The sequence below is a fragment of the Belliella calami genome (assembly GCF_022549695.1).
Taxonomy (GTDB): domain Bacteria; phylum Bacteroidota; class Bacteroidia; order Cytophagales; family Cyclobacteriaceae; genus Belliella; species Belliella calami.
On sequence record NZ_JAKZGS010000002.1, the window covers coordinates 1 to 26,769 of the forward strand.

The window sequence follows — 26,769 nt, forward strand, 5'->3', positions numbered from 1 at the left end:
CTGAGCGCAGGATTCATATCCGCCGCGGCGGACACCAGTTCGATTCTGCTCCTCGCTACAAGCCCCTCTTTTGGGGCTTTTTTTTTGTTCAAGCCTTTTTAATTGATTCAAACATGTATTGTGTTTATATTCTTTACTCATTTAATTGCAATAGACTCTATACTGGGATGACATCTGATTTGATTACCAGATTTCATTTCCACAACTACAAATCGACAAAAGGATTTACCACTAGATACAGACCATGGTACTGTATCCATGTTGAATTCTTTGATGACAAAACCTCAGCTCTTAAAAGAGAGAAGATGCTCAAGTCAGGAAAAGGAAGGGAATGGATCAATAAACACATTCTCCCCGTCTATACTACCTGAGCGCAGGATTCATATCCGCCGCGGCGGACACCAGTTCGATTCTGCTCCTCGCTACAAGCCCCTCTTTTGGGGCTTTTTTTTTGTTCAAGCCTTTTTAATTGATTCAAACATGTATTGTGTTTAAAGAAAAAACCAATTCTAAAAGCTTTGAATATTAAGCTTTTAAAGATTGGTTTCTTTTGATCTTCTGTAAGATACTAAAATTTGGGCACTTCATGCATATTTGTTGAAAAATAGGTATAAAAAAAACCCCGATTTCTCGGGGTTCTTCAATAAATAAGTCAGTGCAAACTTACTTAACTTTTTCAACTACAGCTTTGAATGCCTCAGGGTGATTCATGGCTAAATCAGCTAGAACTTTTCTGTTCAAATCGATTTCACCTTTCTTCAATAACCCCATTAATTGTGAATATGACATGCCGTGTAATCTGGCACCGGCATTGATACGCTGGATCCATAGAGCTCTGAATTCTCTTTTCTTAGCTTTTCTGTCCCTGTAAGCGTATTGTAAACCTTTTTCATATTTGTTTTTAGCTACTGTCCAAACGTTTTTACCTCTTCCGAAGTAACCTTTGGTTGCTTTTAAAACTTTTTTCCTTCTTGCTCTTGACGCTACCGCGTTTACTGATCTAGGCATAGTAATAAATTTTTTGACTCTTGGTGCCTTTGCTTTCGCAAGAACTTTTGTACCTAAGCGTCTGGTGAATAATTAACCTTTAATTGATTTTGTTGATCTCTGAATTAACCGATTCTCAACATTGCTTTTACTCTTCCTTCATCTGACTCATGAACCATTCCCATTTTAGTCAGATTTCTCTTCCTTTTGGTCTCTTTCTTTGTCAAAATGTGGCTTTTGTAAGCATGCTTTCTTCTGATCTTACCGGTTCCAGAAAGCTTGAACCTCTTTTTTGCACTTGATTTGGTTTTTACTTTTGGCATAACTGTATTTGTTTGTTGAAAATTATTTCTTTGTTGCTTTTGGAGCCAAAAAGAGAAACATTCTCTTTCCTTCCATCTTTGGCATTTGCTCAACAGCCCCATACTCTTCGAGTGCTTGCGCAAATTTCAAAAGAAGCATCTCCCCTCTTTCCTTGAATACGATCGTCCTACCTACAAAATGTACGTAAGCCTTTACTTTCGATCCTTCTTTAAGGAAATTAATTGCATGCTTTAATTTGAAATTGAAATCGTGATCATCCGTGTTAGGCCCAAATCTAATTTCTTTCAGAACAGTCTTGGCAGCATTGGCTTTGATTTCCTTCTGCTTTTTCTTCTGCTCATATTTGAATTTAGCATAATCAATGATTTTACAAACAGGGGGACTAGCTGTTGGGGAAATCTCTACAAGATCAAGTTCATTTGCCTCAGCAAGTTTGATAGCCTCTGACAATGATAATACTGCATTTCCTCCCTCAACGTAATCGCCTACGATCCTAACTTCTCTTGCCCTGATCTTATCATTAATTTTATAAGGCTCTTCTTGTCTTTGTCTAAACGGTGTTCTTCCTCTCAAAATATTTCTTTATGGTTTTGTTAATGAAATTGCCTGCAAATATCGTAATATTTTTGGGATTTAAAAAATCCCCTTCTTTTTTAAAGTGAAATTTAATGTTGAATTGATGTGGAAATTATGTTTTTGAAAAAAGCAGCAAACTCCTCCGGTGTAAAACTTCCAAGATCTCCTTCTCCGTGTTTTCTCACAGATAGCTTTCCTTCAGCCATTTCCTTTTCTCCAACAATCAGCATAAATGGTATCTTTTTCATCTCTGCATCCCGGATCTTTCTTCCAATCTTCTCGTCTCTATTATCTATCGCTCCTGTGATATCCTGCTCATCAAGTAAGTTTTTCACTTCTTCAGCATAAGCAGTGAATTTCTCTGAAATTGGCAAAATTGTCATTTGCTCTGGAGCTAACCATAATGGGAAATTGCCAGCACAATGCTCAATCAGTACAGCTACAAATCTCTCCAAAGAACCAAATGGTGCACGGTGAATCATGACAGGTCTGTGTTTTTGATTGTCAGAACCAATATACTCCAACTCAAATCTATCAGGCAATTGATAATCAACTTGTATTGTTCCCAATTGCCATTTTCTTCCCAAAGCATCCTTCACCATGAAGTCAAGCTTAGGACCATAGAAAGCGGCTTCTCCCAGCTCAGTGACAGTCACCAAACCTTTTTCTGCTGCAGCCTCGATGATCGCAGCCTCTGCTTTGTCCCATGCTTCGTCTGAACCAATATATTTTTCCGCTTTTGCAGGATCTCTCAAAGAGATCTGAGCTGTATAATCTTCAAAACCCAATGCTTTGAATACATACAATACCAAATCAATTACTTTAATAAATTCTTCCTTAACCTGCTCAGGTCGGCAGAAAATATGTGCATCATCTTGGGTAAAACCTCGAACTCTGGTCAATCCGTGCAATTCACCGCTTTGCTCGTAGCGATAAACAGTACCAAACTCAGCATATCTGATTGGAAGATCCTTATATGACCTTGGTTTGTGCTTATATATCTCGCAATGGTGAGGACAGTTCATTGGCTTCAACAAGAATTCCTCTCCTTCATTAGGAGTGGCTATTGGCTGAAATGAATCCTTTCCGTATTTTTCATAATGACCAGAAGTCTCGTATAAAGCCTTATGTCCAATATGTGGAGTAATTACTTGCTGATATCCTGATTTGTCTTGTGCTCGCTTCAAGAAGTTTACCAGACGCTCTCTCAACAAAGTCCCTTTAGGTAACCAAAGTGGTAAGCCCATCCCTACTTTTTCGGAGAAGGTAAAGAGTTCCAATTCACGACCCAGTTTCCTGTGATCACGTTTCTTGGCTTCCTCCAGCATGTGAAGGTATTCTGTCAATTCCTTTGCCTTCGGGAATGTTACACCATATATACGGGTAAGCATTTTCCTATTTTCATCTCCTCTCCAGTATGCACCTGCTATATTGAGTAGCTTCACTGCCTTGATGAAACCTGTGTTTGGGATATGTGGCCCTCTACAAAGATCTACAAAATTCCCTTGCTCGTAGAATGTAATAGAACCATCTTCCAAACCTTGTAAAAGGTCTAATTTATACTCATCACCTTTTTCTGTAAAGTAAGCTACAGCTTCAGGTTTTGATATTTCTTTTCTGATATACTCATTTTTCTCTTTGGCCAACTCAACCATTTTGGCTTCAATCTTCTCCAATTCAGAACCTTCGAAAACCTTGTCGCCAAAATCCACATCGTAATAGAAGCCTGTTTCAATTGAAGGACCTATTCCCAATTTTACCCCAGGATAAAGCGCTTCCAAAGCTTCCGCCATCAAGTGTGCGGAAGAATGCCAAAATGTTGACTTCCCGTCTTTGTCATTCCAAGTGAGTAATTGGACACTTGAATCTTGTTCAATTGGTCTTGTGGCATCCCAAACTTCGCCATTTACTTTTGCTGCCAATACGTTTCTGGCTAAACCCTCGCTGATACTAAGTGCAATTTGTAATCCAGAAACTCCTTTGTCATAAGCCCTTACAGAACCATCTGGAAGGGTAATGTTGATTTTTTGATCAGACATTTATCTTTTAATCATTTGATGAAACAACGCATCTTTACAAACAGATGCTTTACAGCCTGCAAATATGCAAATTCGTAAGCGGTTTTTAAAGGTTGATTCCAATTTGATTCTTTTATTTTTTTGTTTTGAGAATCATCAAGACATAGTTTTCAGTTTCTTTGGCATAAAAAGCAGCTTCAATGAAATCCTTTCCCTTCCCTTCTTGGTAAGCTTTCCAGTCTTCATCCGACATGGTTTGTTTTTTAGCTACTGCTTTATTGTATAGGGTTGGTCCTCGATAAGCTACCGCTACTCTATCATTTTCTAATTGGTAAATAGGAGGATAAAAATTGAAGGATTCATCAATGTCATTGATAATGTCAAAATTTACCAAATCATGTGTTTTGTTAACTTTATAATAAATAGATACAATTCTTCTTCCACCAGTTGATAATCTACTTAAAATAAATTTTGAATTAGAAAATCCAAAAGGAGAATAAGATGCCCCAGAGTTTTCTTGAAAATAATCCCAAAATGCTTTTTCATCCATTTCCAATTCTTTCTCTTTCATCTTTTCATGGTTCATTGCATTTTTTCCAAAATCGAAAATTATTTGAGGCTCAAATTTATTTTGGTTAAAAGTATATAAGGTATCCAAATAAGTTCTAGAAAAATAAAACCCATTGTCATTGGAGTAAAAGTTCACACGATCCCCCATTGACCTATAAAAAATATCTGGATGGGATGAAAAATAGCTTTTAAGAACTGAGCCTTTATGGTCAATTTCCGAAACTAGATTTTCTGCTTTTGCTCCACTATATATATAAAAGTGTTTTGAATTAACATCATAGTAAAAAGTCCTTCCCATAACTGGAATCTTGATTTCATTTATAAATTGCCCTTCAAGATCAAACTTGATAATTTTTCCTGGGTGGGCTAATAAATAAATGGTGTCTTGCTCGACTTGAAGGTCTGCTACCTCAATGTACTTACCCAAACCATCCCCTCTATTTCTAATCCGTTTTAGAAAATTCCCCTGTCTATCAAAAACTTGAACACCTTTTCCAATGTAAGAATCAAATAAATAGATCTTTTCCTTGTATCCAATAAGCTTTTCAATTTCTCCTATTTGTGAATCGGGATTTTCATCTTCTTTTAAAAGTAAATACGCTATCTCTGGCTCAAAATAGTCTGTCAACTTTCCTTCTTTGACTGAATCCAAGTCAACCTTGATTGTAATGATCCCATCTTTTTCAGAAACTGAACCTGATTCGAGCTGACTATTACAAGCTATTATAAATAGCAAAAAAATTCCAATGATCTTGTTTCCCATATTCAAAACTAATGATTTAAACGAAATCTAAAAGTCCTTTCTTAAAATATTTAGCAAACAGCAGTATATTTGTATAAAGCTTTTGACTACATGCTATACGACATCATCATCATCGGCGGGGGAATTGTTGGTCTTGCCACTGGATTAAAAATAAAGGAACAGAAACCTGAGCTTAAAGTAGCCATTCTTGAAAAGGAAAATGAACTTGCCAAACATCAAACAGGGAATAACAGCGGTGTAATCCACTCTGGACTATATTACAAACCAGGTTCCCTGAAAGCAACAAACTGTATTGAGGGGTACCATCAGCTTATCAAGTTTTGTGAAGAGGAGAATATACCTTTTGAAATTACAGGAAAAGTCGTGGTCGCTACCCGAAAAGAACAGATACCTATTTTAAATGGGCTTTTTCAAAGAGGTTTGGAAAATGGGCTAGAAGGCACAAGGCATATTACCTTGGATGAATTGAAAACATACGAACCATATTGTGCAGGTGTAGCTGCTATTCATGTTCCCCAAACTGGAATCGTTGATTACAAAAAAGTTGCTATTGCAATAGGTGAAAAATTCAAAAAGCTGGGTGGTGAAATTTTTCTAGGTTACAAAGTCATTCGCACAAATTCACTGAAAGGGTCTTCAGTAGTAGAAACCAAAAAGCAACATTTTGACACCAAATTGATCATCAATTGTGGTGGGCTCTATTCTGATAAAGTAGCGCAAATGAACCAAGAGAAGGAATTGGATGTGAAAATCATTCCATTCCGAGGAGAGTATTACAAACTCAAAAAAGAGCGTGAATATCTAGTCAAAAACTTGATCTACCCGGTTCCAGATCCTAATTTCCCATTCTTAGGTGTTCACTTTACACGAATGATGAAAGGCGGTGTAGAAGCTGGACCAAATGCAGTTTTAGCATTTAAAAGAGAAGGATACAAGCGCTCTGATGTTAATTTGAGAGAGTTGTCAGAAACACTCGCTTGGCCAGGTTTTCAAAAAGTCGCTTCCAAATACTGGAAAACAGGTTTTGGGGAAATGTATAGGTCATTTTCAAAAGCAGCATTTACAAAAGCTTTGCAAGAATTGATCCCTGATATTCAAGAGACAGATTTGGTGGACGGCGGTGCTGGAGTTCGTGCACAAGCATGTGACAGAAACGGTGGTCTTTTGGATGATTTCAGCATCAAAGAAAATCAATATGCCATCAATATCCTCAATGCCCCCTCTCCTGCTGCCACAAGTTCTTTGTCTATCGGTGAAGCAGTAAGTGAGTTAGCTTTGAAGAGGTTTTAGAAGTTAGAAAAGTAAGTTCGACCCTTTCAGGGTCGGTGATGGTTGGGATTTGGGGCATAGTTTTTCCACGGGTTTCACCCGCGGTTCCGCCACGGCGGACAAGATATTGAGAAGTTAGACCACTTCGTGGTCGGTAATTTGATAAAATGTCGATTTGCATTTCCGATCCTGAAAGGATCTAACTTCTCAATAGCCCTAGGTGAAACCTAGGGAAAAGGATGAATAATGTTGCGTGGCAACAACCCCGTGAGGGGTTGAACTTTCTCTCTGTAACCTCAATCTAAAGCAAAAACCTCGGATCAAATTTGATTTCATATTCTTCAAGGAGGTTTTTATACTCCTCCAAAAATCTAACTTTTTTGTGATGCTCCTCTTGGTTTTTGATGTATTTGATCAGCCTCTCCTTAGCCTTGATAGATTCGGTAAATGCGCCATAACCATCCTGCCAACCTTTGAAATCAGGAAAGATTCCCTCTCTTAAAATAAAATCACTTGAAGCAAGCTTAATGTCTTTAATTAAATTTGAAACTGCAATTGTTGGATGCACATGCGTCAAAATGTGGATATGGTCTTCTACTCCATTAATTCGATATAAATGGCAATTCTTCTTTGTTAATAAATGATGGATGTAGGCATAAAGCCTCTTTTTTTCTTGGTGTATAAGTGTATGTTCTCTATTTTTTGTTGAAAATACAATGTGGTAAATAATCTGTGTGTAAGTGGCCATAAAAATGTGTTTTAAAAGTCAAAATGTAATTTCGGAAAAAATCCATTAAATATCAATATAGTTCGACCCTTTCAGGGTCGGTGGTGGGTGGGATTTGGGTCATTCCTTTCCACGGGTTTCACCCGCGGTTATTGAGAGGTTTGATCCTTTCAGGATCGGGAATTTAATATTGGGGAAAATGACCACGAAGCGGTCGAACTTTTCAATACCGTGTCCGCCGTGACGGAGCCCTATGTCAAACCTAGGGAAAAGGATGTATAATGATGCGTGGCAACAACCCCGTGAGGGGTTGAACTTTCGTGTTCTAGGTTCGAGACACCCTTCGGGGTCGGTGGTGGGTGTGATTTTGGTCATCGTTTTCCACGGGTTACACCCGCGGTTATTGAAAAGTTTGACCACATCGTGGTCATTTGAGAGTCAAATTATGGAAAGGGAATCGCAAGTAAATCACGATCCTGAAATACATGTATGCCATGGCAGAGCTCAAGATAAATCTGGAATTCAGATGAAATAAATTCGGAAAGAGCGATCCTGAAGGGATCAAACTTTTCAATACCGTGTCCGCCATGGCGGAGCCCTAGGTGAAACCTAGGGAAAAGGATGTATAATGATGCGTGGCAACAACCCCGTGAGGGGTTGAACTTTCGTGTTCTAGGTTCGAGACACCCTTCAGGGTCGGTGATGATTGGGATTTGGGTCATTGTTTTCCACGGGTTTCACCCGCGGTTATTGAAAAGTTTGACCACTTCGCGGTCGGGAAATGACTAAAATATGAAAGTTGCATTTCGAACATAAAAAAGTCAATCTTTTAAATAACTTGACCATACCATAAATTTATAAGTTAAATCGGAAGTAAAGATTAATGATATTCGGTGGAAAAGATCCTGAAAGGATCAAACTTTTCAATACCGTGTCCGCCGTGGCGGAGCCCTAGGTGAAACCTAGGGAAAAGGATGTATAATGATGCGTAGCAACAACCCCGTGAGGGGTTGAACTTTTAAATAAATGAAGAAAAAAATTGGTGTTAAAATAAATGAAAATGGGTAGCGATGATCTTGGAAGAAGTTCGACCCTTTCAGGGTCGGTGGTGGTTGGGATTTTGGTCATCGTTTTTCCACGGGTTTCACCCGTGGTTATTGAAAAGTTTGACCCTTTCAGGGTCGGAGGGAAATGATGTCGACTTGTTATCCGCTGGTTTCACCTGCGGATACACCACGGCCAAGTATTGAAAAGTTAGATCACTTCGTGGTCGAGAAATGCCCCTAAGGAATCTACAAAATCCAATATAAAATCCGACGGTGAAGCCGTCGAACTTCTCAATACCGTGTCCGCCGTGGCGGAGCCCTAGGTGAAACCTAGGGTTCGGATGGCCGATGATCGAACCAACAACCCTGAAAGGGTTGAACTTCTTGCCACCATCATAAAATCAATCTAAAGCAAAAACCTCGGATCAAATTTGATTTCATATTCTTCAAGGAGGTTTTTATATTCCTCCAAAAATCTAACTTTTTTGTGATGCTCCTCTTGGTTTTTGATGTATTTGATCAGCCTCTCCTTAGCCTTGATAGATTCGGTAAAAGCGCCATAACCATCCTGCCAACCTTTGAAATCAGGAAAGATTCCCTCTCTTAAAATAAAATCACTTGAAGCAAGCTTAATGTCTTTAATTAAATTTGAAACTGCAATTGTTGGATGCACATGCGTCAAAATGTGGATATGGTCTTCTACTCCATTAATTCGATATAAATGGCAATTCTTCTTTGTTAATAAATGATGGATGTAGGCATAAAGCCTCTTTTTTTCTTGGTGTATAAGTGTATGTTCTCTATTTTTTGTTGAAAATACAATGTGGTAAATAATCTGTGTGTAAGTGGCCATAAAAATGTGTTTTAAAAGTCAAAATGTAACTTCGGAAAAAATCCATTAAATATCAATATAGTTCGATCCTTTCAGGGTCGGTGATGGTTGGGATTTTGGTCATCGTTTTCCACGGGTTTCACCCGCGGTTATTGAGAGGTTTGATCCTTTCAGGATCGGGAATTTAATATTGGGGAAAATGACCACGAAGCGGACGAACTTTTCAATAGCCCTATGTGAAACCTAGGGAAAAGGATGTATAATGATGCGTGGCAACAACCCCGTGAGGAGTTGAACTTTCGTGTTCTAGGTTCGAGACACCCTTCGGGGTCGGTGGTGGGTGTGATTTTGGTCATCGTTTTCCACGGGTTACACCCGCGGTTATTGAAAAGTTTGACCACATCGTGGTCATTTGAGAGTCAAATTATGGAAAGGGAATCGCAAGTAAATCACGATCCTGAAATACATGTATGCCATGGCAGAGCTCAAGATAAATCTGGAATTCAGATGAAATAAATTCGGAAAGAGCGATCCTGAAGGGATCAAACTTTTCAATACCGTGTCCGCCGTGGCGGAGCCCTAGGTGAAACCTAGGGAAAAGGATGTATAATGATGCGTAGCAACAACCCCGTGAGGGGTTGAACTTTCGTGTTCTAGGTTCGAGACACCCTTCAGGGTCGGTGATGATTGGGATTTGGGTCATTGTTTTCCACGGGTTTCACCCGCGGTTATTGAGAGGTTTGATCCTTTCAGGATCGGGAATTTAATATTGGGGAAAATGACCACGAAGCGGTCGAACTTTTCAATACCGTGTCCGCCGTGACGGAGCCCTATGTCAAACCTAGGGAAAAGGATGTATAATGATGCGTGGCAACAACCCCGTGAGGGGTTGAACTTTCGTGTTCTAGGTTCGAGACACCCTTCAGGGTCGGTGATGGTTGGGATTTTGGTCATCGTTTTCCACGGGTTTCACCCGTGGCTATTGAGAGGTTTGATCCTTTCAGGATCGGGAATTTAATATTGGGAAAAATGACCACGAAGTGGTCGAACTTTTCAATACCGTGTCCGACGTGGCGGAACCCTAAGTCAAACCTAGGGATTCAAAAACCCCAAAAACCTCATTTCCGCCCAAGTGAATTCTTGACCTTTGACCAAAAAACCTGTATGGCCTCCTCTTTTGGGCATTTCTAAATGGATAAGGTCGGATTTTTGAGCTAGCTTTATTGGATAGCAGCGATCATAAAGTAAGGGATCATTAAGAGCATTGATGATCAGTGTTGGTATTTGGATATCATGCATCCAATTGTCTGCACTAACTGATTGATAAAAGTCAGCTGCATCTCTGAAACCATGTAATTTTGCTGTAAAATGGGTATCAAATGTATTGAAGTCTTGCACCCTAGAAAGCAAATTCATATCTACCAAACCGGGAAATTGCTCCCCTTTCAACTGCATCTTTATCTTTAATTTGCTAAGGAACCGCTTCCTGTAAAATCCATTTCCTTTGAACGAAAGTGTAGCAGCGGAATCTGTTAGGTTGCAAGGTGTAGAATAAACTGCTGCTTTTTTGATTTTTGAATTTAGGTCAAGCCCTTTTTCTCCCAAATATTTCAATGTCTGAGCTCCACCCATGCTGATTCCTACCAGATAAAATTCATCATAGACTCCTAAAGCATCTACATGCTCGATGACTGTTTCCAAATCATAAGAAGCCCCGTGATGGTACATGATAGGTTGCAAATTCATCTCTCCACTGCAAGTTCTATTGTTCCATGCTAAAGCATCAAATCCGTGTCGATTAAAAAGTTTTGCCAATGCTTTGGCATAATGCCTTTCAGAACTTCCTTCCAAACCATGTGATATTACCAAGAGCTTTTTGCTACCCACTTTTGACCAATCCAGATCGAGAAAATCCCCATCTGGTGTATTGATTCTTTCTCTTTTATAATTTACCCCTTCAATTTTTCTAAAAATACTTGGAATGATCGTTTCTAGATGACCATTAAACAAATATTTTGGAGGTTTTTTATAACTTGAATTTTCAATAATGGGCATAAATGCTGAGTTTTGAATCGTGAAATTAAAAACTTATCCTTTATTCCAAGGAATATTTTGTTAATTGAATTTACAAAATTTAAACAAATATGAAATCAAGCATGACGAAGAACGTCACACTCTGGTATGATTATCAACCATGCGAGATTCCATAGCCTGTCCCGACCAATCGTGGTGACCTCTGAAAAACAAATTATAAACACATGAAATTAATCATAAAGCTAGTGTTCATTACACTTTTCCTCTGCATCAAAACTATAGAAATTTATGCGCAAGAATTAGATCGATCAATAGATAGTGCATATCCTAACTTGGAAAAACTCTATAAAGAACTCCACCAAAACCCAGAACTGTCACTTCAAGAAAAGGAGACTTCTGCAAGAATGGCTATGGAGCTGAAGTCTATAGGTTACAAAGTGACTGAAAATATTGGAGGATATGGGGTTGTAGGGGTTTTTGAAAATGGACCTGGTCCTGTTTTGTTGATCAGAACAGATATGGATGCACTTCCTATGGAAGAAAAGACTGGTTTGGCATACGCATCTACCAAAAAAGGAATCTCAAATGATGGTAAAGAGACCTTTATCACCCATTCATGCGGCCATGATATTCACATGTCGGTTTTTGTAGGCACTGCGAAGATGATGATGGAATACAAAAATTCTTGGAGAGGTACACTTCTGATGGTGGCTCAACCTGCAGAAGAAAATGGTCTTGGTGCATGGAGTATGATGAAAGATGGCTTGTATGAAAAGTTTCCACATCCCGACTATGCTATTGCATTACATGATTATCCATTTTTACCTGCTGGAACTTTGGGGTACAAGTCTGGGCCTTTGATGGCAGGAGTTGATATGATGAACGTGACAGTATATGGCGAGGGCGGTCATGGTGCTGCTCCTCATACAACCATTGATCCAATTGTCCTTTCTTCACAGATGATCCAAGCATATCAAACCATTGTCAGTAGAACTTTGGCACCTACAGTTCCAGCAGTAGTGACTGTGGGCTCCATCCACGGAGGATCTGTTCACAATATCATTCCTGACGAGGTGACCATGCAACTTACAATGCGCTCTTATTCTTTAGATGTAAGGGAAAAAGTCATCCAAAGAATCAAGGAAATCTCTGATAATTTCGCAATTGCAGCTGGACTTTCGGCTGAAAAAATGCCAAAATATTGGATTAGAGATCCATTTACAAAACCTTTGATCAATGATGATGCTTTGACCGAAAGAATGGTCAAGGTGTTTGAAAATGAGTTTGGTATGGAAAATCTTGTAGAAGTTGAAGCGATGATGATTGGAGAGGATTTTAGTGCTTACGGGAACCAAGAAAGGCAAATTCCCATCAGCATGTTCTTTTTAGGAGCCAATGATCCTCAATTCTTAATTGAAGCTGAAGAGAAAGGTTTGGATATTCCTGGACTTCATAGTCCTTACTTTGCTCCTGTTCCTGAGCCCACCATCAAAACAGGTGTTAAAGCGATGACAACCTTTGCTATGGAAATTTTGAAAAATCAGGAAGTGATGATGGATGGGAAAAAGTAACGGTCCACAGTTGTTGTCGACAGTCGACCGCCGACATACATATAAATGATAAGAACAATGAAATTTTGCTACAACTTCGTCTTTCCTCTCTTGCTTCTGTCTTGTGGAGTTGCTGAAAAGACTGAACATTTAGATCCTGACCAAATAAATTTGCTTCATGGCATAGCCCCTTTCACATCTGATTCACTTGTAAATATGGTAATCGAAATTCCAGCTGGAACCAATCAGAAATGGGAAGTAAACAAAAATTCTGGTCATCTTGAATGGCAGAAAATCACAGCCGACTCTTCCCGGGTGGTAGATTATCTATCTTACCCTGCCAACTATGGATTTGTGCCGCAGACATTGCTTTCCGAAGCTACTGGTGGTGACGGTGATCCTGTAGATGTTTTTGTCATTGGTGAATCTATTGAGCGAGGACAAATTGTCACTTGCAGAATCATAGGAATGATTGATATGATGGACAGCGGTGAGTCTGATGGAAAGTTGATTGCTGTGCCGATTCCCAGTCATTTCGAAAAGCTATATACGATCGAAGATCTTGAAAATTATTACCCAGGTGTATTGGATATCCTGAAAATTTGGCTTTCAAATTATAAAGGATCAGGTAAAGTTGAAGTTCTTTCTGTTGAAAATAATCTTGTAGCTAATATCTATTTAAAAGAGGCAATAGAGGATTATATTCAAAAGAATGAAGTAGAAAAATAAATAAAATAGTGATTTGAAAAATATGTAAAAAATTCATTTACATTTGATCCGTTATTTATTATAAAATCGTGAAAAATTCAATACTAGCCTTGCTTTTGGTCTTTGTTCTCCTCGGAGTTCAAGGCTTGTATGCGGATACTTTTGAAGATAACTTTCAGTTTTTTGCTGAAATAAATCACACTTCTATAGCTGCAAGTGAACAAGGAGAAATATCGTTACATTTTACAGATGGGATTTGTCCAACTTCAAGCACTTTTTCTCTAGGTAAAGAAAAATCTAGTGAATCCAAGTTTGCAGTATTGCAATTGATTTTTAACCAACATTTTACTCAATCATATGGTGAGGAATTTGGCTTTTTGGTTCGGCTAAGTAGCCTAGGAATATTAGATTTTCTTTACCCATATTTTTTCTTTTTTTAAATCCAAACTGTAGCCTTTCTCTTAACAAGGGCATTATTCTTTGATAATACATTCACAAAGTTTGGTTCAAAACATTGATCCTTTATGGAAAATAAGTTAGCCTCAAAGGAAGCTTGGGGCTCTAGATTGGGACTTATCTTGGCGATGGCAGGAAATGCCGTTGGATTGGGAAATTTCTTGAGATTCCCTGTTCAAGCTGTCCAAAATGGCGGAGGCGCTTTCATTATACCTTATTTGATTTGTTTCCTTTTGATGGGGATTCCTTTGCTATTGATCGAATGGTCTTCTGGAAGGTTTGGTGGCAAATTCAACAATCATAGTACACCATACATCATGGATGGTATGGGAAAAGCCAAAGTCTGGAAATATGTAGGGGTATTTGGGATATTTACAAATATCGCAGTAGTAGCCTATTACACCTACATAGAATCATGGAGCTTGGTGTATGTGTTGCATTCCATATTTGGTACTTTCGAATCAATGTCCCAGTCTGAGGTTGCAATGTTTTTTACAGAATATGTCAATGTTTGCACCACAAGCACAGGAATTCCTTTTGAGGCGGTTTTCTTTTATGTTTTGGTTTTGGCTTTGAATATTATCATTCTCTCCAAAGGTCTTGGCGGAATAGAAAAAGCAGCAAAAATCGGAATGCCATTATTGATCCTTTTCGGGATAATATTAGCTGTCCGTGGTTTGACACTTGGAGAATCAGGGAAATCCGAACTATTCCCTGATGCAAATGCTTGGGATGGATTGAATTTTCTTTGGACACCTCAGTTTGATTCCTTGGCCAATCCAAAAGTGTGGCTAGCTGCAGCAGGTCAGATTTTCTTCACGCTTTCTGTAGGCATGGGTACGATCCAATGCTACGCTGCTTACATCAAAGAAAAAGAAGATATTGCCTTAAATGCAGTCTCAGCTGGTTTTTTAAATGAATTTGTAGAAGTTGTACTTGGAAGTAGCATTGTCATTCCAATAGCTGCTGGTTATTTAGGATTAGATTGGGTGTTGGAAAATGCAGGTTTTGGGATGGCTTTCCAAACAATGCCATTTCTTTTTCAGCAATGGGGCGAATTCACAGCTGTGTTTGCTGGTGTATTTTGGTTTGGACTTCTGTTTTTTGCAGGGATTACTTCATCCTTGGCTATGGGAACACCTTGGATGGGATTTATGAAAGATGAGTTTGGTTGGGGAAAAACAAAAGGTGCTTGGTCTTTTGGGGCTTTGGCTCTGATTATGGGGCTGCCTACTGTCCTACTCTATCAATATGGAGTTTTCGATGAATATGACTATTGGGCCGGAACTGTGAGTTTGGTAGTTTTTGCTTTGCTTGAAGCTATCCTCTTTTCATGGGTTTTTGGCATAGACAAAGGATGGACGGAAATAAATGAAGGCTCTGAAATCAAAATCCCTCAAGTTTATAAATTCATCATCAAATACATTACTCCATTGCTTTTGCTTTTGGTATTTTTGAGTGCATTGATTACACCGTTTCAGAACGAATGGTCAGAAAATATCTCGAGTATTTTGAATGGTGGAAATTGGGTTTTGGATAACAGTTCTTTGATCAAAAACATCACAAATTATGGTTTAAAAGAACAGATTCAAATAGCTGTAAATGATAGTGATAAGGTATATCTAGAGAGTAAACTATTCTATACAAACATGGCTAGAATATTCTTGATTACATTGTTTTTGTTTATCAGTTTGCTTGTCTATTTATCATATCAAAAAAGAAAAAAAGAAGGGAAAATATACCATGAATAAAATTGCATTGATCATGCTTCTGGCAACTCAGGGATTGGTAATCTCTGCAACTTTATACTTTCTTTATAAAGTTCTAAATTCTCCTAAAAAATAGTAGATACATAGACCGATAAATTATAATCATGGTACATCTTTTGATAAAATAAATTGTCTTACATTCGCACCGAAATGAACAACCTTCTAAAACAAACAATAGGAATTTCGCTCACAATCATCATGATTTTTCATGGGATGGTGTTGCCATATTTCAGTGTTTCAGAAGAACATGTTTTAGAGGATTCTTCAGCTTATTTTTCCAGCAGTAGCCTGGCAGAATATGCATCTGATCTTCCTTTGGTTTCAGATACTGACCATTTGGTCCTTGTTACATGCAAAGCACAATTTGCCGGTGATAGTTACATTGGAAGTTTTGATGCGATCAATTCTTTTCATTTTGAAAATTTTGTCAAGACACTTTTTAAACTTAGCCAAAAAACTGATGTGGTTTTTGGCATAAAGGAACTCAAGTTTCCTACACATTATTTTTGGTAATATCTGGTTTTAAGTAACTCATACTTTGAAGTATGAGCTCATTTGCCGTGCATTGGAATGCATGGTAGCTAGCATATTTCCAAAAAATGCAGGAATTAAATGTCCTGCCCTAAAATCAAAAAATCATGTTTGAAATAGATATTATTACCATCTCCATAGCCATTGTCTCAATGGTAGCATTTGCTGTTCCTTTTTATATAAATAATTTAAAAGTGAAAAAGGAAAAACTAAACAAAGAAAACCTTCTCCAAAATTTCTTAAAAAGCCATAATCTAAATTTGAATATTCAAGACAATTGGAGAAAGCAGTATTTCATTGGAATGGATACTTACCAAAATAAATTGGTTTATATTCAAAATCTAGCTGATATCAAGGCTGTCATTTTGGATGTAAGAGAAATCAAGCAAGTAAAAATCAATGAAGAATCAAGAGTCGTAGGTGCTAAAGGCAATAGTAGGAAAATAATCGATGGCCTTCATTTGCAGTTTACCAATCATCAGGGAAAAGTGATTGGTTTATTGGAATTTTATGATGGGGAGAAATTCTCAGACCTTGTAGGAGAACCTATTTTGATCAAAAAATGGGAAGCTACAATCCTTGCAGAAGCAAAAAGTACAGGAAAAAAAGAAAGCTTGGTGTTATGATCGAGCCTATGATAATCAAGAAAGAGGATATCAAGAATATCCGATTTCCGAAAGTGGATGTTCTTCCCAGCGAAAATGAAATCAAAAGTAGGGAAAAAGCATTGAACAATGCACTTTCGCTAGGCAATTTGGAACATGGAAAAGTTAAATTGATTTTCTTGGATTTGGGGATGAATCCTTATCAAATCGAGACTACTATTTGGGCTTTGACTGACGAAAGCATTTGTCTTAAAGGTGATTTGCTCTTACCAAAACGCGCTGTTTTGAATATTGTCTAAAATGAACCTAAGGGGGTTTGTTTAAAATCCCCTTAGGTTTCTGTTTCATTAAATTCAATCAAATCTATTCTTACATGGAAATTTTCTTACTAACGGAAACATGGATTGCACTTGCCACTTTGACATTCTTGGAGATTGTATTGGGAGTGGACAATATTATTTTCATTTCAATTATCTCAAACAAACTACCAGAGCATCAACAAGAGAAAGCCAGGATTCTTGGACTTGCCTTTGCGATGATTTTCAGAATTGGGCTTCTGCTGGGGATTTCTTATATCATCAAATTCAACGATCCTTTGATTTCTGTTTTTGATTTCAACTTGAGTGGTAAGGATTTGATTTTAGCTTTTGGAGGACTCTTTTTACTTTTCAAATCGACAGTTGAGATCCATCACAAAATGGAGGGAAAAGCGGAAGAAGTAAAACCAAATTCTGCTAAAGGAATATCCCAAGTGATCTTTCAGATCATAATATTGGATGTAATATTCTCATTCGACAGCATCCTAACGGCAGTTGGTCTGGTGGATGAAGTGATTGTAATGATCATCGCCGTAATTATTGCAATGGCTGTGATGATGATTTTCGCAGGTAAAATCAGCAAATTCATCAACAAAAACCCTACGCTGCAAGTGTTGGCTTTATCCTTTCTGATTTTGATTGGCTTTATGCTTTTGGTAGAAGGCTTCCATGTAGAAGTTCCAAAAGGCTACATCTATTTCGCGGTATTCTTCTCACTCAGTGTAGAACTGATCAATATGCGGATGCGAAAAAAATCTGAAGGTACGAAGGTGGAGCTAAATCCAAGGATTACGCAGAAGTAAATGAAAGTAAATGCATAATATTCAATAAATCAATATATGATTGCATAATCTAAATTAGACAATTTATTTAATCATAATCATTACAAATGTTTCTCCATTACAACATATTCCAATCCTGATTTTTCGAAGGTTTTGTCAGTTATTGTCAACCCAAATCCATTGTAAAAATCAATTTTGGACACCCTAGCATTGCACCAAATCTTCTGAATTTGCTTTTCTTGAACAAATCCTATCATGTAAACAAGTAATTTGCTTCCATAGCCGTTACCTTGGTAATCTGGCAAAGTTGCAAATTTTCTGAATTGTGCTCCATTCTCTTTTTCAAAAACTGAGACAACTGATATTAACTTCCTGTTTACAAAAAGTCCTAGATGAATTGCTTTCTCATCACCTGGTACTCTTACAAAATCAAGCTCTCTGTCAGGCCACATTGCTTTATGGCGAATTGGTAAGGCTTCATCTATTGAAATTTCTTTGATCAACATGGTGGGTGGGTTTGGTTATTTTTGGATTAAAATGCTAAAATAGTATAATTAATCAAGTTCCACAGAAGGTTTGATAGCCATTATCTCCTTCTATAGGAGGAAATTGATAAGCGGTAAATTTTTCTTTGAATTGGTAAGGTGATTGCATGACCTTCAACATTTCATGAAATACACTATAGTCATTGTTTTCAGTAGCTTCAAATAAAGCTTCTTCTACTTTATGATTTCGTGGGATATAAATAGGATTATGAAGTGCCATTGTCTTTTGGGCTTCTTCCAAAGTTTGTCCATTTTTTGTAGCTCTTTGAATCCAATTCAAGTACCAATCTTGAAACTTGTCATTTTCAAATACTTCATTTTCAGAAAATTCACCTGAGCTTAGGCTTGCAAATGTATTGGTATAATCTGCTTTCATTTGATTCATGATATTCAACAAATCATCTACCAAAGCTTTGTCATGCGACTCTTCTCCGATCAAGCCAAGCTTATTTCTCATTAATTGTAAATACTTCCTTTCATAAATGTCAGGAAATCGGTTGAGCGTTTCTTGTGCTATTTTTACAGCTTTGTCTTGATCTTCATCTATCTGAGGCAATAAAGCAATCGCGAGTCTGGATAGGTTCCAATGTGAAATTTTTGGCTGATTACCAAAAGCATAGCGACCTGCTGTATCTATGGAACTAAAAACTGTACTTGGATCATAAGAATTAATAAATGCACAAGGACCATAATCTATCGTTTCTCCTGCTATGCTTACATTATCTGTATTCATCACTCCGTGAATAAAACCTACTCTCATCCAATCAGAAATCAATTCGGCTTGCTTTTCCATTACTTTCTTCAATAATTCCACAGCGGGATTTTTTGAACCTTCAAGCTCTGGATAATGCCTTTTGATGACATAAGCAGTCAGTTCTTTTTGTTCCTCAAGTGATAAGTATTGATAGGCAAATTCAAATGTCCCAACACGAATATGACTTTTGGCAACTCTTGTTAGAATGGCACCATCATTTTGCCATTCTCTTTGAACAGTTTCCCCTGAAGCTACCACTGCCAAAGATCTGCTACTTGAAATTCCCAAATGATGCATGGCTTCACTAATCAAATATTCCCTGAGCATCGACTTCAAAGTAGCTCTACCATCTCCGCCTCTAGAATATGGAGTCCTACCCGACCCTTTTAATTGGATATCAAATAATTCTTTACTATTGGTCAATTGTTCTCCAAGCAAAATTGCTCTTCCGTCTCCTAAGATGGTGAAATTGCCAAATTGATGCCCTGCATAAGCTTGGGCTAGTGGTTTGGAGTCTTCCGGAGGTACATTTCCTCCCAATATCTGGCTAAGTTTATCCTCTTCTTCATCAGAAAATTCAAGATCGAGTGATTGAGCAAGTTCTTGATTGAACAATAAGAGCTTGGGTGATTTTACTGCAACTGGTGATTGAAAAGCAAAAAGCTTGTTAGGTAAACTGCTGTAACTATGTTGAAGATTCCATTTCATATTTTAAGTGGGAATAGATTTAATGGGATTGATTGAAAGTAAAAAATTAACATGCTTCCAAGAAATATAATTCCAAGGCTAACTAGCGATCATTACAATTTCTTCAATTCATTGGTTAATCTCAGTTGCTTAAAATTAATAATATCATAACCCTATATTCTTAACCTTTTGGGTTTATAAGGATATCTTTATAGTTTAATTATGCTCTAGAGCCCTATGTTGCTTCCAAATAATCCAAAACAGTTTGAAGAAACTTTCAATGAGTACTGGGAAGTACTATATAGTGCAGCTTATGTCCGAACAAAAGATCAAGCTGTGACTGAAGACATTGTGCAGGAGATATTCATTGATTTTTGGCAAAGAAGAAATGAAATAAAAATCAAGACAAGCCTGAAAGCTTACCTCTTGACTGCTGTAAAGTATAAAGTTATCAAGCATTTTGCCCACTCGCATTTATTTTTGCGAAACACCGAAGAACATGAAGAAATTGCCATGTTTGACAATGACAACTTGGAGTTTGAGGATCTTTATGATGAATTGGAAATAGCGATTGATAAACTTAGTCCTAGGTGCCAATTGATATTCAGAATGAGTAGAATAGAAGGATATTCTACGGATGAAATTGCAAGTCAATTAAATATTTCTTCTCAAACAGTTCATAACCAACTCAGTAAGTCATTAGGTATAGTAAGAAATGAATTAAAACACTTGACCCCTTTGGTTATTTTACTGATTAAGCTCTAAGCTTAAGTTAATGTTAAGCGTTTATTTTTTTTGATAACTTTTTAATAATCCTTTTATATAGTAGTCCATCCTTGATTTTTGGACTTGATAGTATAGAACTATCGCAATGGACAAAAATATATTTCGGAAAACACTTCTAAGATTATTCAAGGGGAAAGCTTCAGATGAAGATAAAAACCTGATTAATGATTGGTATCATGCTTTTGACTCGGATGAGGATATTATCATTGAAGATCATAAAAACAGAAATAGACAAGAAATTAGAAATGAGATTTTTTCTAATATTCAAACAAGATCTGGCCTAAAAAATCAAGAAAGATCAAGAAGGATGTATTTTCTGACCTTTGCTATTGCTGCATGTATTTGCATTGGACTTTTCAATTTAGCTTACAAATTTTCAAACCCTTCTTTCCTGATTCAGCCTGAAGAATCATTCATCAGCTTCCAGAATGAAGTTGGAATGATCAAAAAAGTAAAGCTACCTGATGGATCCTATGCACAGCTTCATCACAACTCTTCGATTGAAGTCAATAAAGATTTCTCTCAAAAAAGAAAAGTTCTTCTGAAAGGAAAAGCATTTTTTGATGTGGTACCAAACAAAGACCTGCCATTTACTATCGAAACGAAGTCATTCAAAACGACTGTATTGGGAACTTCTTTTTCTATAGAAAGTCGTCCAGGTTCATTTGACAAAGTCGCTGTAAAATCTGGAAATGTGAGTGTCCAATCTCAAGAATTTGGTGAAGTGTTATTGGGAAAAGATGAAACGGTAAAGCTGGAAAACAATCAGTTTGTACAAGGATCCATTACTAATTCGGAATTGGAATTTGGCTGGACAAAGAGAACACTTGTTTTTGAAAACACAGATCTCTCCACAATGATACTAGAAATTGAGAATTGGTACGGTGTAACACTATCCAGTAACTGTGAAAACTTACCAAATAGAAAAATATCCGGTGCATATCACGATATGAATTTAGAAGAGCTCCTGATAACCATTCAATTTTCAATTCCCCTAGAGTTTGAAATCAACAAACAATCTGTCCACCTAACTTTCAAAGAATGTAAATAAAGTGGAGCCGCGGCAACGGCCCCACCTATTCTGTTCTACAATCAAATAATCCCGCAAAGAATCATTAATCAGAACACCTAAAATTATGAAAAAAAAGTTACCCAACTCATTTAATCGGATTACAATGAGATTATTTCTAACCTGCTTGCTCCTGTGCATTCTTCAAGGTCTTGTCTTTGCAGAAAACAGTGATGCTCAACAAATGCATGAGATTCAAATCAAAGTCTCCAACAATCGCCAAAATGTTTCGCAGTTTTTTGGTGATGTAGAAAGTCAGACCGATTTCAAATTCTCGTTTGCAAACGGACTGAACCTTAGTCAAGAGGTTCAGGTTCGATCAAGAACCTTGAATCTGGAAGAACTTCTTATCGAAATATCAAGAAATAGTGACCTGAAATTCAAACAGGTAAACAAAACACTCGCAGTAAGCACTAAACCTATAATTTCCCAAGTTTCTTCCAATTCTTTGGATGAAATTTCAGTCAAAGGTAAAGTGATTGATGAAGAGACTGGTGAAGGTTTGCCAGGGGTAAGCGTGGTAATTTTGGGGAGAAATAAAGGTACGATTACCGATATGGAAGGAAACTATAGTATTACCCTTGAAGAAGGGGAAGTATTGGTTTTTTCTTATGTAGGCTTCAAAAAAGAAGAAATCCTAATCGGTAATGAAAGCATCGTAAATGTGGCTTTGAAGTTAGATGATACTTTAGAGGAAGTAGTAGTGACTGCATTAGGTATCAAAAGAGAAGAAAAAGCACTCGGCTATTCATCCAGAACTGTAGGTGGCGAAGAGATAACAGATGCATTGCCAAACAACTGGAGTGATGCGCTTACAGGAAAAGTTGCTGGACTAAATCTGATCAAATCAGGTGGTGGACCAGCTGGTTCTACTCAAATCATACTTCGTGGTGAGACTTCTTTGACAGGCGATAACTCAGCTTTGATTGTAGTGGATGGAGTAGTGATATCAAGCAGCAGTGGGCAATTGACTGGACAAGGAAGCGGGTCTTACTTGAGTTCAGATTCTCCTGTAGATTTTGGATCCAGCCTTTCGGATATTAACCCGGATGATATTGCCAGCATCACAGTTTTGAAAGGTCCAGCTGCTGCTGCACTTTATGGATCACGCGGTGCAAATGGCGCCATCATGGTCACTACAAAGAGCGGTAGCAATGTGAACAACAAAGGTTTGGGGATTACATTTTCTTCCAATACAGCATTTGACTTTATCAACAGATGGCCTGATTATCAAAATGAATATGGTCAGGGAAATGTCGGTGGAGACCTCTATTACAGCTATGGAGCCACTGAAGATGGACCTAGTACTTTCTCTACTAGTTCTGCTTGGGGGCCAAAGTTTGACGGGCAATTCTATTACCAATATGATCCCAATTTCCATAGAGTAGCGCCTCCTGAGAGAACATTGTGGAGAGCTTATCCAAATAACCGAAGAGACTTCTTTGAGACTGGGAAGACTTTTACCAACAACCTTTCGATCCAAGGAGGAAATGAAAAAACTAGGACAAGGCTTTCATTTACCAACATGAAAAATGAATGGATTGTACCAAATACCGGATATAACAGGACCACAATTGCATTCAGTGTAAACCACGAAATCACCCCAAAACTCAACATCAGCACCAAGATCAACTACAACAACCGACAGTCTGACAACCTCCCTACTACAGGATACAACAATCAGACAATCATGTATTTCATCAGGGGGTTGGTCCCAAATGCTGACATCAACTGGTTTAAGCCAGCTTGGGTGCCAGGTCAGGAAGGTGTTTTGCAAAACAGGCCATTCTCCAACCTTTTGGACAATCCATATTTACAGGCATTTGAAATGCTCAATGCATCAGAGAGAAATGGCTATGTAGGAACTGCACAAGCCAACTACAAATTCACAGATGAGCTCAACTTGATGGTGAGGACTACAGTAGATATGATGTATGAATCCCGAAGTCAGCAAAGACCAATGGGAACGCAAAAATACAATGAAGGCATGTATCGTGAGCAAGACATCTATGCACACGAGATCAATTCCGACTTTTTGCTTTCTTACAACAATAAAAGAGCAAGGGATTTTGATTTTAGCATTTCAGTAGGTGGTAGTTTGATGAACAATACTTACCGAAGAGATGAATATCGTGCAGAAAGATTGCTTTTTCCAGGCATCTACAATTTTGCAAACAGCAAGGATTTATTGATTCCATTGCCTTTCAGAAGAAATTATGCAGTGAACAGTCTTTATGCCTTAAGTACTTTCAGCTATAAAAATGTCTTGTTTTTGGATGTGACAGGTAGACAAGATTGGGCGAGTACTTTGGCTTCTCCTATTAGCGGAAATGTATCTCCATTCTTCTACCCTTCTGCCAATTTGAGTGCGATAATTTCAGATGTGGTTACTTTGCCAAGTCAGTTTGACTATCTCAAATTGAGAAGCTCATTCGCTTCTGTAGGTGGCGGTGGTACTACAGCATATTTGACAGATTATGCTTATAGTCCGTTGGCTACTTTTCCTGGCGGTCTTACAAATCCAAGTTCAATTCCAGATCCAAATCTAAATTTCGAAAGAACGAGAAGCTTTGAGCTGGGAATGGATTTGAAAATGTTCAAAAACAGGTTTGGATTGGATTTGACAGTATATAGAAGTAATTCATTTGACCAAATCTTGAGCACACCAATAGATCCTGCCAGTGGATATACTTCCAAGATCGTAAATGCTGGAAATGTACAGAATCAAGGGATAGAAATAGAGTCGTATATCATCCCTATTCAGAACAAAAATGGTCTCAACTGGAGGATTTTTGGAAACTTCACACACAATGACAGCAAAGTAATTTCGCTTGCCGATGGAATGGAAAATATGGTATTGGGGACGGTTTTTGGAAGTAGAGGAACTGTAGAGGCTAGACCTGGAGGAAGATATGGAGATATCTATGGCTTGGGATACGAAAGAACTCCAAACGGTGATATTTTGTACGAAGGTGGCTATCCTGTTTTGGGAGATTCTATTCTTTACTTGGGAAATGCCACAGCACTTTACAGATTTGGATTGGGACATGAATTCAAATACAAGAATTTCAGGTTCAGCTTTTTGTTTGATGGACAGTTTGGAGGACGTGCTTATTCTTTGACACACTCTGTATTGATGGAAGAAGGAAAACTTAAAAAGACTCTTCCGGGAAGATACAATGGCATCATTGGAAATGGATCTATTGCAAATGGAGATGGAACTTACAGGCCAAACGATGTGGTAGCTACATCTATCAGGGATTATTATTTCAGACATTTTAATAGAGACAATCTAGAATCCAATATTTTCAGCACAGACTATATCAAGCTAAGGGAAATGAGATTTGACTATAAAATACCAGCCAAATACTTGCAAAGAATTCTTATACAGAATGCCACCATTGGAGTATATGGAAGAGATCTTTTCGTCTTTAGCAAATGGCCATCATTCGATCCTGAGTTTGGGACATTGGGTAATGGTGATATCTCAAAAAGTGCAGAAATAGCACAATTCCCATCTACGCGTACGATCGGGTTCAACATTTCATTAGGAATATAAAACTAGCATAGCAATGAAAACCAAAAATATATTTATAGCATCATTTGCACTGTTATTGGGATTGATGACATTTTCCTGTACCGAGGATTTTGTAGATATGAATACCAATCCAAATGCCTCAACGGCAGCAAATCCAGAATCACTGCTCGCTCCTACCCTTCATGATTTGGTTTGGAGAAATCAAAATAGAGCCATGAGACTCAATAATGAAATCATGCAAGTACACGTCACTACTGTCGATTCAAGGGAATTCCACAGGTACTTTATCAGACCAACAGAATCAGATTATATGTGGAGAAACTGGTATGTTCAGTTGACTGATATCAAAGATATGTATGCCAAAGCCGAAGAAAGTAAACTTGCGGGTTTTGAGACATTCAAAGGAATCTCTTTGGTTTTGGAGGCATGGACATTTTCTATGCTAACCGATATGTTTGGAGACATTCCTTACTCTGAAGCCAATCAAGGGAAAAATGGAAATGTAACTCCAAAATTTGATCCACAGAGAGATGTTTATCTTGGATTGTTCGAAAAACTCGAAGAAGCAAATACACTTTTGACTTCAAGTGGTGATTTGCCAGGAGCATTGACTGAGTATGATCCATTGTATGCTGGCAATGCATTGCTTTGGAGAAAATTTGGGAATTCGCTCTACTTAAGATTGCTTTTGAGAGCTTCTGGAAAATCAGAATCAAATGCCATCAGTAAAATCCAACAAATAACAGAATCTACCCCTGCAGCCTATCCAGTGTTTTCAAACGCATTGGAGTCAGCCATTTTGCCAGTTGGCAATACACAGCCACTTACCAGTGCATTTTTCAATTTCCGTGATTTTGATTTCAATGGTGACAAAGGTTATTCGGAATTTTTCATCAACAACCTTAATTCATGGCAAGACCCAAGGCTTCCTATTTGGGCTACAATATCTTCCGGAATTTACGCAGGCATTCCAAGTGGTTGGTCTTCTGGTCAGATTCCAGAAAGACAAAGTACACTTCAGGTTGGTTTGAAAACTGATCCAAGATTGGGAAACATCATGAATCATGCAGAACTGCAATTTATCCTTGCTGAAGCGAGTCTGAAGGGGTTCATAGGTGGTGATCCAAAAGCATATTATGAAACAGGTATTGAGTCAGCATTAGCACATTGGGATTTGGAGATGCCTGAAGATTTGTTGGAAAGACCATTTATTTCATGGGATGAGAATTGGGATTTTGATCAAAAAATGGAAGCCATTCACATGCAAAAGTATTTTGCGCTTTTCTTCACAGACTTTCAGCAATGGCATGAATATAAGAGAACAGGCCATCCAAGTTTGATCCCAGGAGAAGGAACACTCAATGGAGGAAGAATGCCTTCAAGATTTGGATATCCTATCAATGTTCAGGCATTGAATGCCAAAAACTACAACGAGGCTATCCAAAGAATGGGACCTGACAATATAAACACAAAAGTCTGGTGGAATATAGAAGAGTAAGCTGTGGATAATCATAAAAAATTAACAA

24 protein-coding genes are annotated in these 26,769 nt (G+C 37.9%); 14 read left to right on the plus strand and 10 right to left on the minus strand.

The window, feature by feature from the left end:
- Positions 1-113: 113 nt before the first annotated feature.
- Positions 114-371 (plus strand): GIY-YIG nuclease family protein, encoded by a 258-nt coding sequence (locus tag MM236_RS02380; protein ID WP_241273332.1) that lies wholly within the window; start codon positions 114-116, stop codon positions 369-371.
- Between the two features lie 292 nt (positions 372-663).
- Here MM236_RS02380 and rplT read toward each other — a convergent pair whose 3' ends face one another.
- The 5 genes from rplT to MM236_RS02405 form a co-directional block, all read right to left on the minus strand.
- Positions 664-1,008 carry a 50S ribosomal protein L20 gene (gene rplT, locus MM236_RS02385; protein ID WP_241273333.1) on the minus strand — a complete coding sequence of 115 codons (345 nt, stop codon included), beginning with the start codon at positions 1,006-1,008 and terminating at the stop codon, positions 664-666.
- A 104-nt stretch (positions 1,009-1,112) separates the two neighbouring features.
- Entirely contained in the window at positions 1,113-1,310 is a 198-nt protein-coding gene (rpmI, locus tag MM236_RS02390) for a 50S ribosomal protein L35 (RefSeq protein ID WP_241273334.1), read from the minus strand.
- 22 nt (positions 1,311-1,332) lie between these two features.
- Positions 1,333-1,884: a translation initiation factor IF-3 gene (gene infC / locus MM236_RS02395; RefSeq protein ID WP_241273335.1), complete on the minus strand. Its 552-nt coding sequence runs from the start codon at positions 1,882-1,884 to the stop codon at positions 1,333-1,335.
- Between the two features lie 92 nt (positions 1,885-1,976).
- On the minus strand, positions 1,977-3,926 hold the full coding sequence (gene thrS / locus MM236_RS02400) for a threonine--tRNA ligase (protein WP_241273336.1): 1,950 nt from the start codon (positions 3,924-3,926) through the stop codon (positions 1,977-1,979).
- Between the two features lie 112 nt (positions 3,927-4,038).
- Positions 4,039-5,238 carry a DUF4934 domain-containing protein gene (locus MM236_RS02405; protein ID WP_241273337.1) on the minus strand — a complete coding sequence of 400 codons (1,200 nt, stop codon included), beginning with the start codon at positions 5,236-5,238 and terminating at the stop codon, positions 4,039-4,041.
- A 90-nt stretch (positions 5,239-5,328) separates the two neighbouring features.
- Here MM236_RS02405 and lhgD point away from each other — a divergent pair, with 90 nt between their 5' ends.
- Positions 5,329-6,528, plus strand: a complete 1,200-nt coding sequence (gene lhgD / locus MM236_RS02410) for an L-2-hydroxyglutarate dehydrogenase (protein ID WP_241273338.1) — start codon at positions 5,329-5,331, stop codon at positions 6,526-6,528.
- Between the two features lie 280 nt (positions 6,529-6,808).
- Here the strand turns inward: lhgD and tnpA (MM236_RS02415) are convergent, their stop codons facing one another.
- The 3 genes from tnpA (MM236_RS02415) to MM236_RS02425 form a co-directional block, all read right to left on the minus strand.
- Positions 6,809-7,255: an IS200/IS605 family transposase gene (gene tnpA, locus MM236_RS02415; RefSeq protein ID WP_241273339.1), complete on the minus strand. Its 447-nt coding sequence runs from the start codon at positions 7,253-7,255 to the stop codon at positions 6,809-6,811.
- Positions 7,256-8,686: 1,431 nt separating this feature from the next.
- Positions 8,687-9,133, minus strand: coding sequence for an IS200/IS605 family transposase (gene tnpA, locus MM236_RS02420; RefSeq protein WP_241273339.1), 447 nt, complete (start codon positions 9,131-9,133; stop codon positions 8,687-8,689).
- Positions 9,134-10,204: 1,071 nt separating this feature from the next.
- On the minus strand, positions 10,205-11,167 hold the full coding sequence (locus MM236_RS02425) for a YheT family hydrolase (protein ID WP_241273340.1): 963 nt from the start codon (positions 11,165-11,167) through the stop codon (positions 10,205-10,207).
- Positions 11,168-11,370: 203 nt separating this feature from the next.
- On the opposite strand from MM236_RS02425, the gene MM236_RS02430 reads away from it, so the two are divergent.
- From MM236_RS02430 to MM236_RS02465, 8 genes are all read left to right on the plus strand, one after another.
- A complete protein-coding gene (locus MM236_RS02430; protein WP_241273341.1) occupies positions 11,371-12,717 on the plus strand; it encodes an amidohydrolase in 1,347 nt (448 codons plus the stop codon).
- A 57-nt stretch (positions 12,718-12,774) separates the two neighbouring features.
- A complete protein-coding gene (locus MM236_RS02435; protein WP_241273342.1) occupies positions 12,775-13,425 on the plus strand; it encodes an inorganic diphosphatase in 651 nt (216 codons plus the stop codon).
- A 68-nt stretch (positions 13,426-13,493) separates the two neighbouring features.
- Complete coding sequence (locus tag MM236_RS02440) at positions 13,494-13,844, plus strand: hypothetical protein (RefSeq protein WP_241273343.1); 351 nt, start codon at positions 13,494-13,496, stop codon at positions 13,842-13,844.
- A gap of 84 nt (positions 13,845-13,928) precedes the next feature.
- Entirely contained in the window at positions 13,929-15,611 is a 1,683-nt protein-coding gene (locus MM236_RS02445) for a sodium-dependent transporter (protein ID WP_241273344.1), read from the plus strand.
- A 168-nt stretch (positions 15,612-15,779) separates the two neighbouring features.
- On the plus strand, positions 15,780-16,142 hold the full coding sequence (locus MM236_RS02450; protein WP_241273345.1) for a hypothetical protein: 363 nt from the start codon (positions 15,780-15,782) through the stop codon (positions 16,140-16,142).
- A 125-nt stretch (positions 16,143-16,267) separates the two neighbouring features.
- Entirely contained in the window at positions 16,268-16,786 is a 519-nt protein-coding gene (locus MM236_RS02455; protein ID WP_241273346.1) for a hypothetical protein, read from the plus strand.
- Between the two features lie 8 nt (positions 16,787-16,794).
- Positions 16,795-17,064, plus strand: coding sequence for a hypothetical protein (locus MM236_RS02460; protein ID WP_241273347.1), 270 nt, complete (start codon positions 16,795-16,797; stop codon positions 17,062-17,064).
- Between the two features lie 74 nt (positions 17,065-17,138).
- Positions 17,139-17,885 (plus strand): TerC family protein, encoded by a 747-nt coding sequence (locus tag MM236_RS02465; RefSeq protein ID WP_241273348.1) that lies wholly within the window; start codon positions 17,139-17,141, stop codon positions 17,883-17,885.
- 80 nt (positions 17,886-17,965) lie between these two features.
- Here the strand turns inward: MM236_RS02465 and MM236_RS02470 are convergent, their stop codons facing one another.
- Positions 17,966-18,370, minus strand: a complete 405-nt coding sequence (locus MM236_RS02470) for a GNAT family N-acetyltransferase (RefSeq protein WP_241273349.1) — start codon at positions 18,368-18,370, stop codon at positions 17,966-17,968.
- A 52-nt stretch (positions 18,371-18,422) separates the two neighbouring features.
- Positions 18,423-19,871, minus strand: a complete 1,449-nt coding sequence (locus MM236_RS02475; protein ID WP_241273350.1) for a protein adenylyltransferase SelO — start codon at positions 19,869-19,871, stop codon at positions 18,423-18,425.
- Between the two features lie 216 nt (positions 19,872-20,087).
- Here MM236_RS02475 and MM236_RS02480 point away from each other — a divergent pair, with 216 nt between their 5' ends.
- From MM236_RS02480 to MM236_RS02495, 4 genes are all read left to right on the plus strand, one after another.
- Positions 20,088-20,615, plus strand: a complete 528-nt coding sequence (locus tag MM236_RS02480; RefSeq protein WP_241273351.1) for an RNA polymerase sigma-70 factor — start codon at positions 20,088-20,090, stop codon at positions 20,613-20,615.
- Between the two features lie 106 nt (positions 20,616-20,721).
- Positions 20,722-21,687 (plus strand): FecR family protein, encoded by a 966-nt coding sequence (locus tag MM236_RS02485; RefSeq protein ID WP_241273352.1) that lies wholly within the window; start codon positions 20,722-20,724, stop codon positions 21,685-21,687.
- A gap of 124 nt (positions 21,688-21,811) precedes the next feature.
- Positions 21,812-25,264, plus strand: coding sequence for a SusC/RagA family TonB-linked outer membrane protein (locus tag MM236_RS02490; protein WP_241273353.1), 3,453 nt, complete (start codon positions 21,812-21,814; stop codon positions 25,262-25,264).
- A 13-nt stretch (positions 25,265-25,277) separates the two neighbouring features.
- Positions 25,278-26,741, plus strand: coding sequence for a SusD/RagB family nutrient-binding outer membrane lipoprotein (locus MM236_RS02495; RefSeq protein WP_241273354.1), 1,464 nt, complete (start codon positions 25,278-25,280; stop codon positions 26,739-26,741).
- Positions 26,742-26,769 lie beyond the last annotated feature (28 nt).

Bases quoted from the DNA above. Each gene is read 5' to 3' on its own strand.
- MM236_RS02380 (WP_241273332.1), top strand. From the start codon at position 114: ATGTATTGTGTTTATATTCTTTACTCATTTAATTGCAATAGACTCTAT.
- rplT (WP_241273333.1), bottom strand. From the start codon at position 1,008: ATGCCTAGATCAGTAAACGCGGTAGCGTCAAGAGCAAGAAGGAAAAAA.
- rpmI (WP_241273334.1), bottom strand. From the start codon at position 1,310: ATGCCAAAAGTAAAAACCAAATCAAGTGCAAAAAAGAGGTTCAAGCTT.
- thrS (WP_241273336.1), bottom strand. From the start codon at position 3,926: ATGTCTGATCAAAAAATCAACATTACCCTTCCAGATGGTTCTGTAAGG.
- MM236_RS02405 (WP_241273337.1), bottom strand. From the start codon at position 5,238: ATGGGAAACAAGATCATTGGAATTTTTTTGCTATTTATAATAGCTTGT.
- lhgD (WP_241273338.1), top strand. From the start codon at position 5,329: ATGCTATACGACATCATCATCATCGGCGGGGGAATTGTTGGTCTTGCC.
- tnpA (WP_241273339.1), bottom strand. From the start codon at position 7,255: ATGGCCACTTACACACAGATTATTTACCACATTGTATTTTCAACAAAA.
- tnpA (WP_241273339.1), bottom strand. From the start codon at position 9,133: ATGGCCACTTACACACAGATTATTTACCACATTGTATTTTCAACAAAA.
- MM236_RS02425 (WP_241273340.1), bottom strand. From the start codon at position 11,167: ATGCCCATTATTGAAAATTCAAGTTATAAAAAACCTCCAAAATATTTG.
- MM236_RS02430 (WP_241273341.1), top strand. From the start codon at position 11,371: ATGAAATTAATCATAAAGCTAGTGTTCATTACACTTTTCCTCTGCATC.
- MM236_RS02435 (WP_241273342.1), top strand. From the start codon at position 12,775: ATGAAATTTTGCTACAACTTCGTCTTTCCTCTCTTGCTTCTGTCTTGT.
- MM236_RS02445 (WP_241273344.1), top strand. From the start codon at position 13,929: ATGGAAAATAAGTTAGCCTCAAAGGAAGCTTGGGGCTCTAGATTGGGA.
- MM236_RS02450 (WP_241273345.1), top strand. From the start codon at position 15,780: ATGAACAACCTTCTAAAACAAACAATAGGAATTTCGCTCACAATCATC.
- MM236_RS02455 (WP_241273346.1), top strand. From the start codon at position 16,268: ATGTTTGAAATAGATATTATTACCATCTCCATAGCCATTGTCTCAATG.
- MM236_RS02460 (WP_241273347.1), top strand. From the start codon at position 16,795: ATGATAATCAAGAAAGAGGATATCAAGAATATCCGATTTCCGAAAGTG.
- MM236_RS02465 (WP_241273348.1), top strand. From the start codon at position 17,139: ATGGAAATTTTCTTACTAACGGAAACATGGATTGCACTTGCCACTTTG.
- MM236_RS02470 (WP_241273349.1), bottom strand. From the start codon at position 18,370: ATGTTGATCAAAGAAATTTCAATAGATGAAGCCTTACCAATTCGCCAT.
- MM236_RS02475 (WP_241273350.1), bottom strand. From the start codon at position 19,871: ATGAAATGGAATCTTCAACATAGTTACAGCAGTTTACCTAACAAGCTT.
- MM236_RS02480 (WP_241273351.1), top strand. From the start codon at position 20,088: ATGTTGCTTCCAAATAATCCAAAACAGTTTGAAGAAACTTTCAATGAG.
- MM236_RS02485 (WP_241273352.1), top strand. From the start codon at position 20,722: ATGGACAAAAATATATTTCGGAAAACACTTCTAAGATTATTCAAGGGG.
- MM236_RS02490 (WP_241273353.1), top strand. From the start codon at position 21,812: ATGAGATTATTTCTAACCTGCTTGCTCCTGTGCATTCTTCAAGGTCTT.
- MM236_RS02495 (WP_241273354.1), top strand. From the start codon at position 25,278: ATGAAAACCAAAAATATATTTATAGCATCATTTGCACTGTTATTGGGA.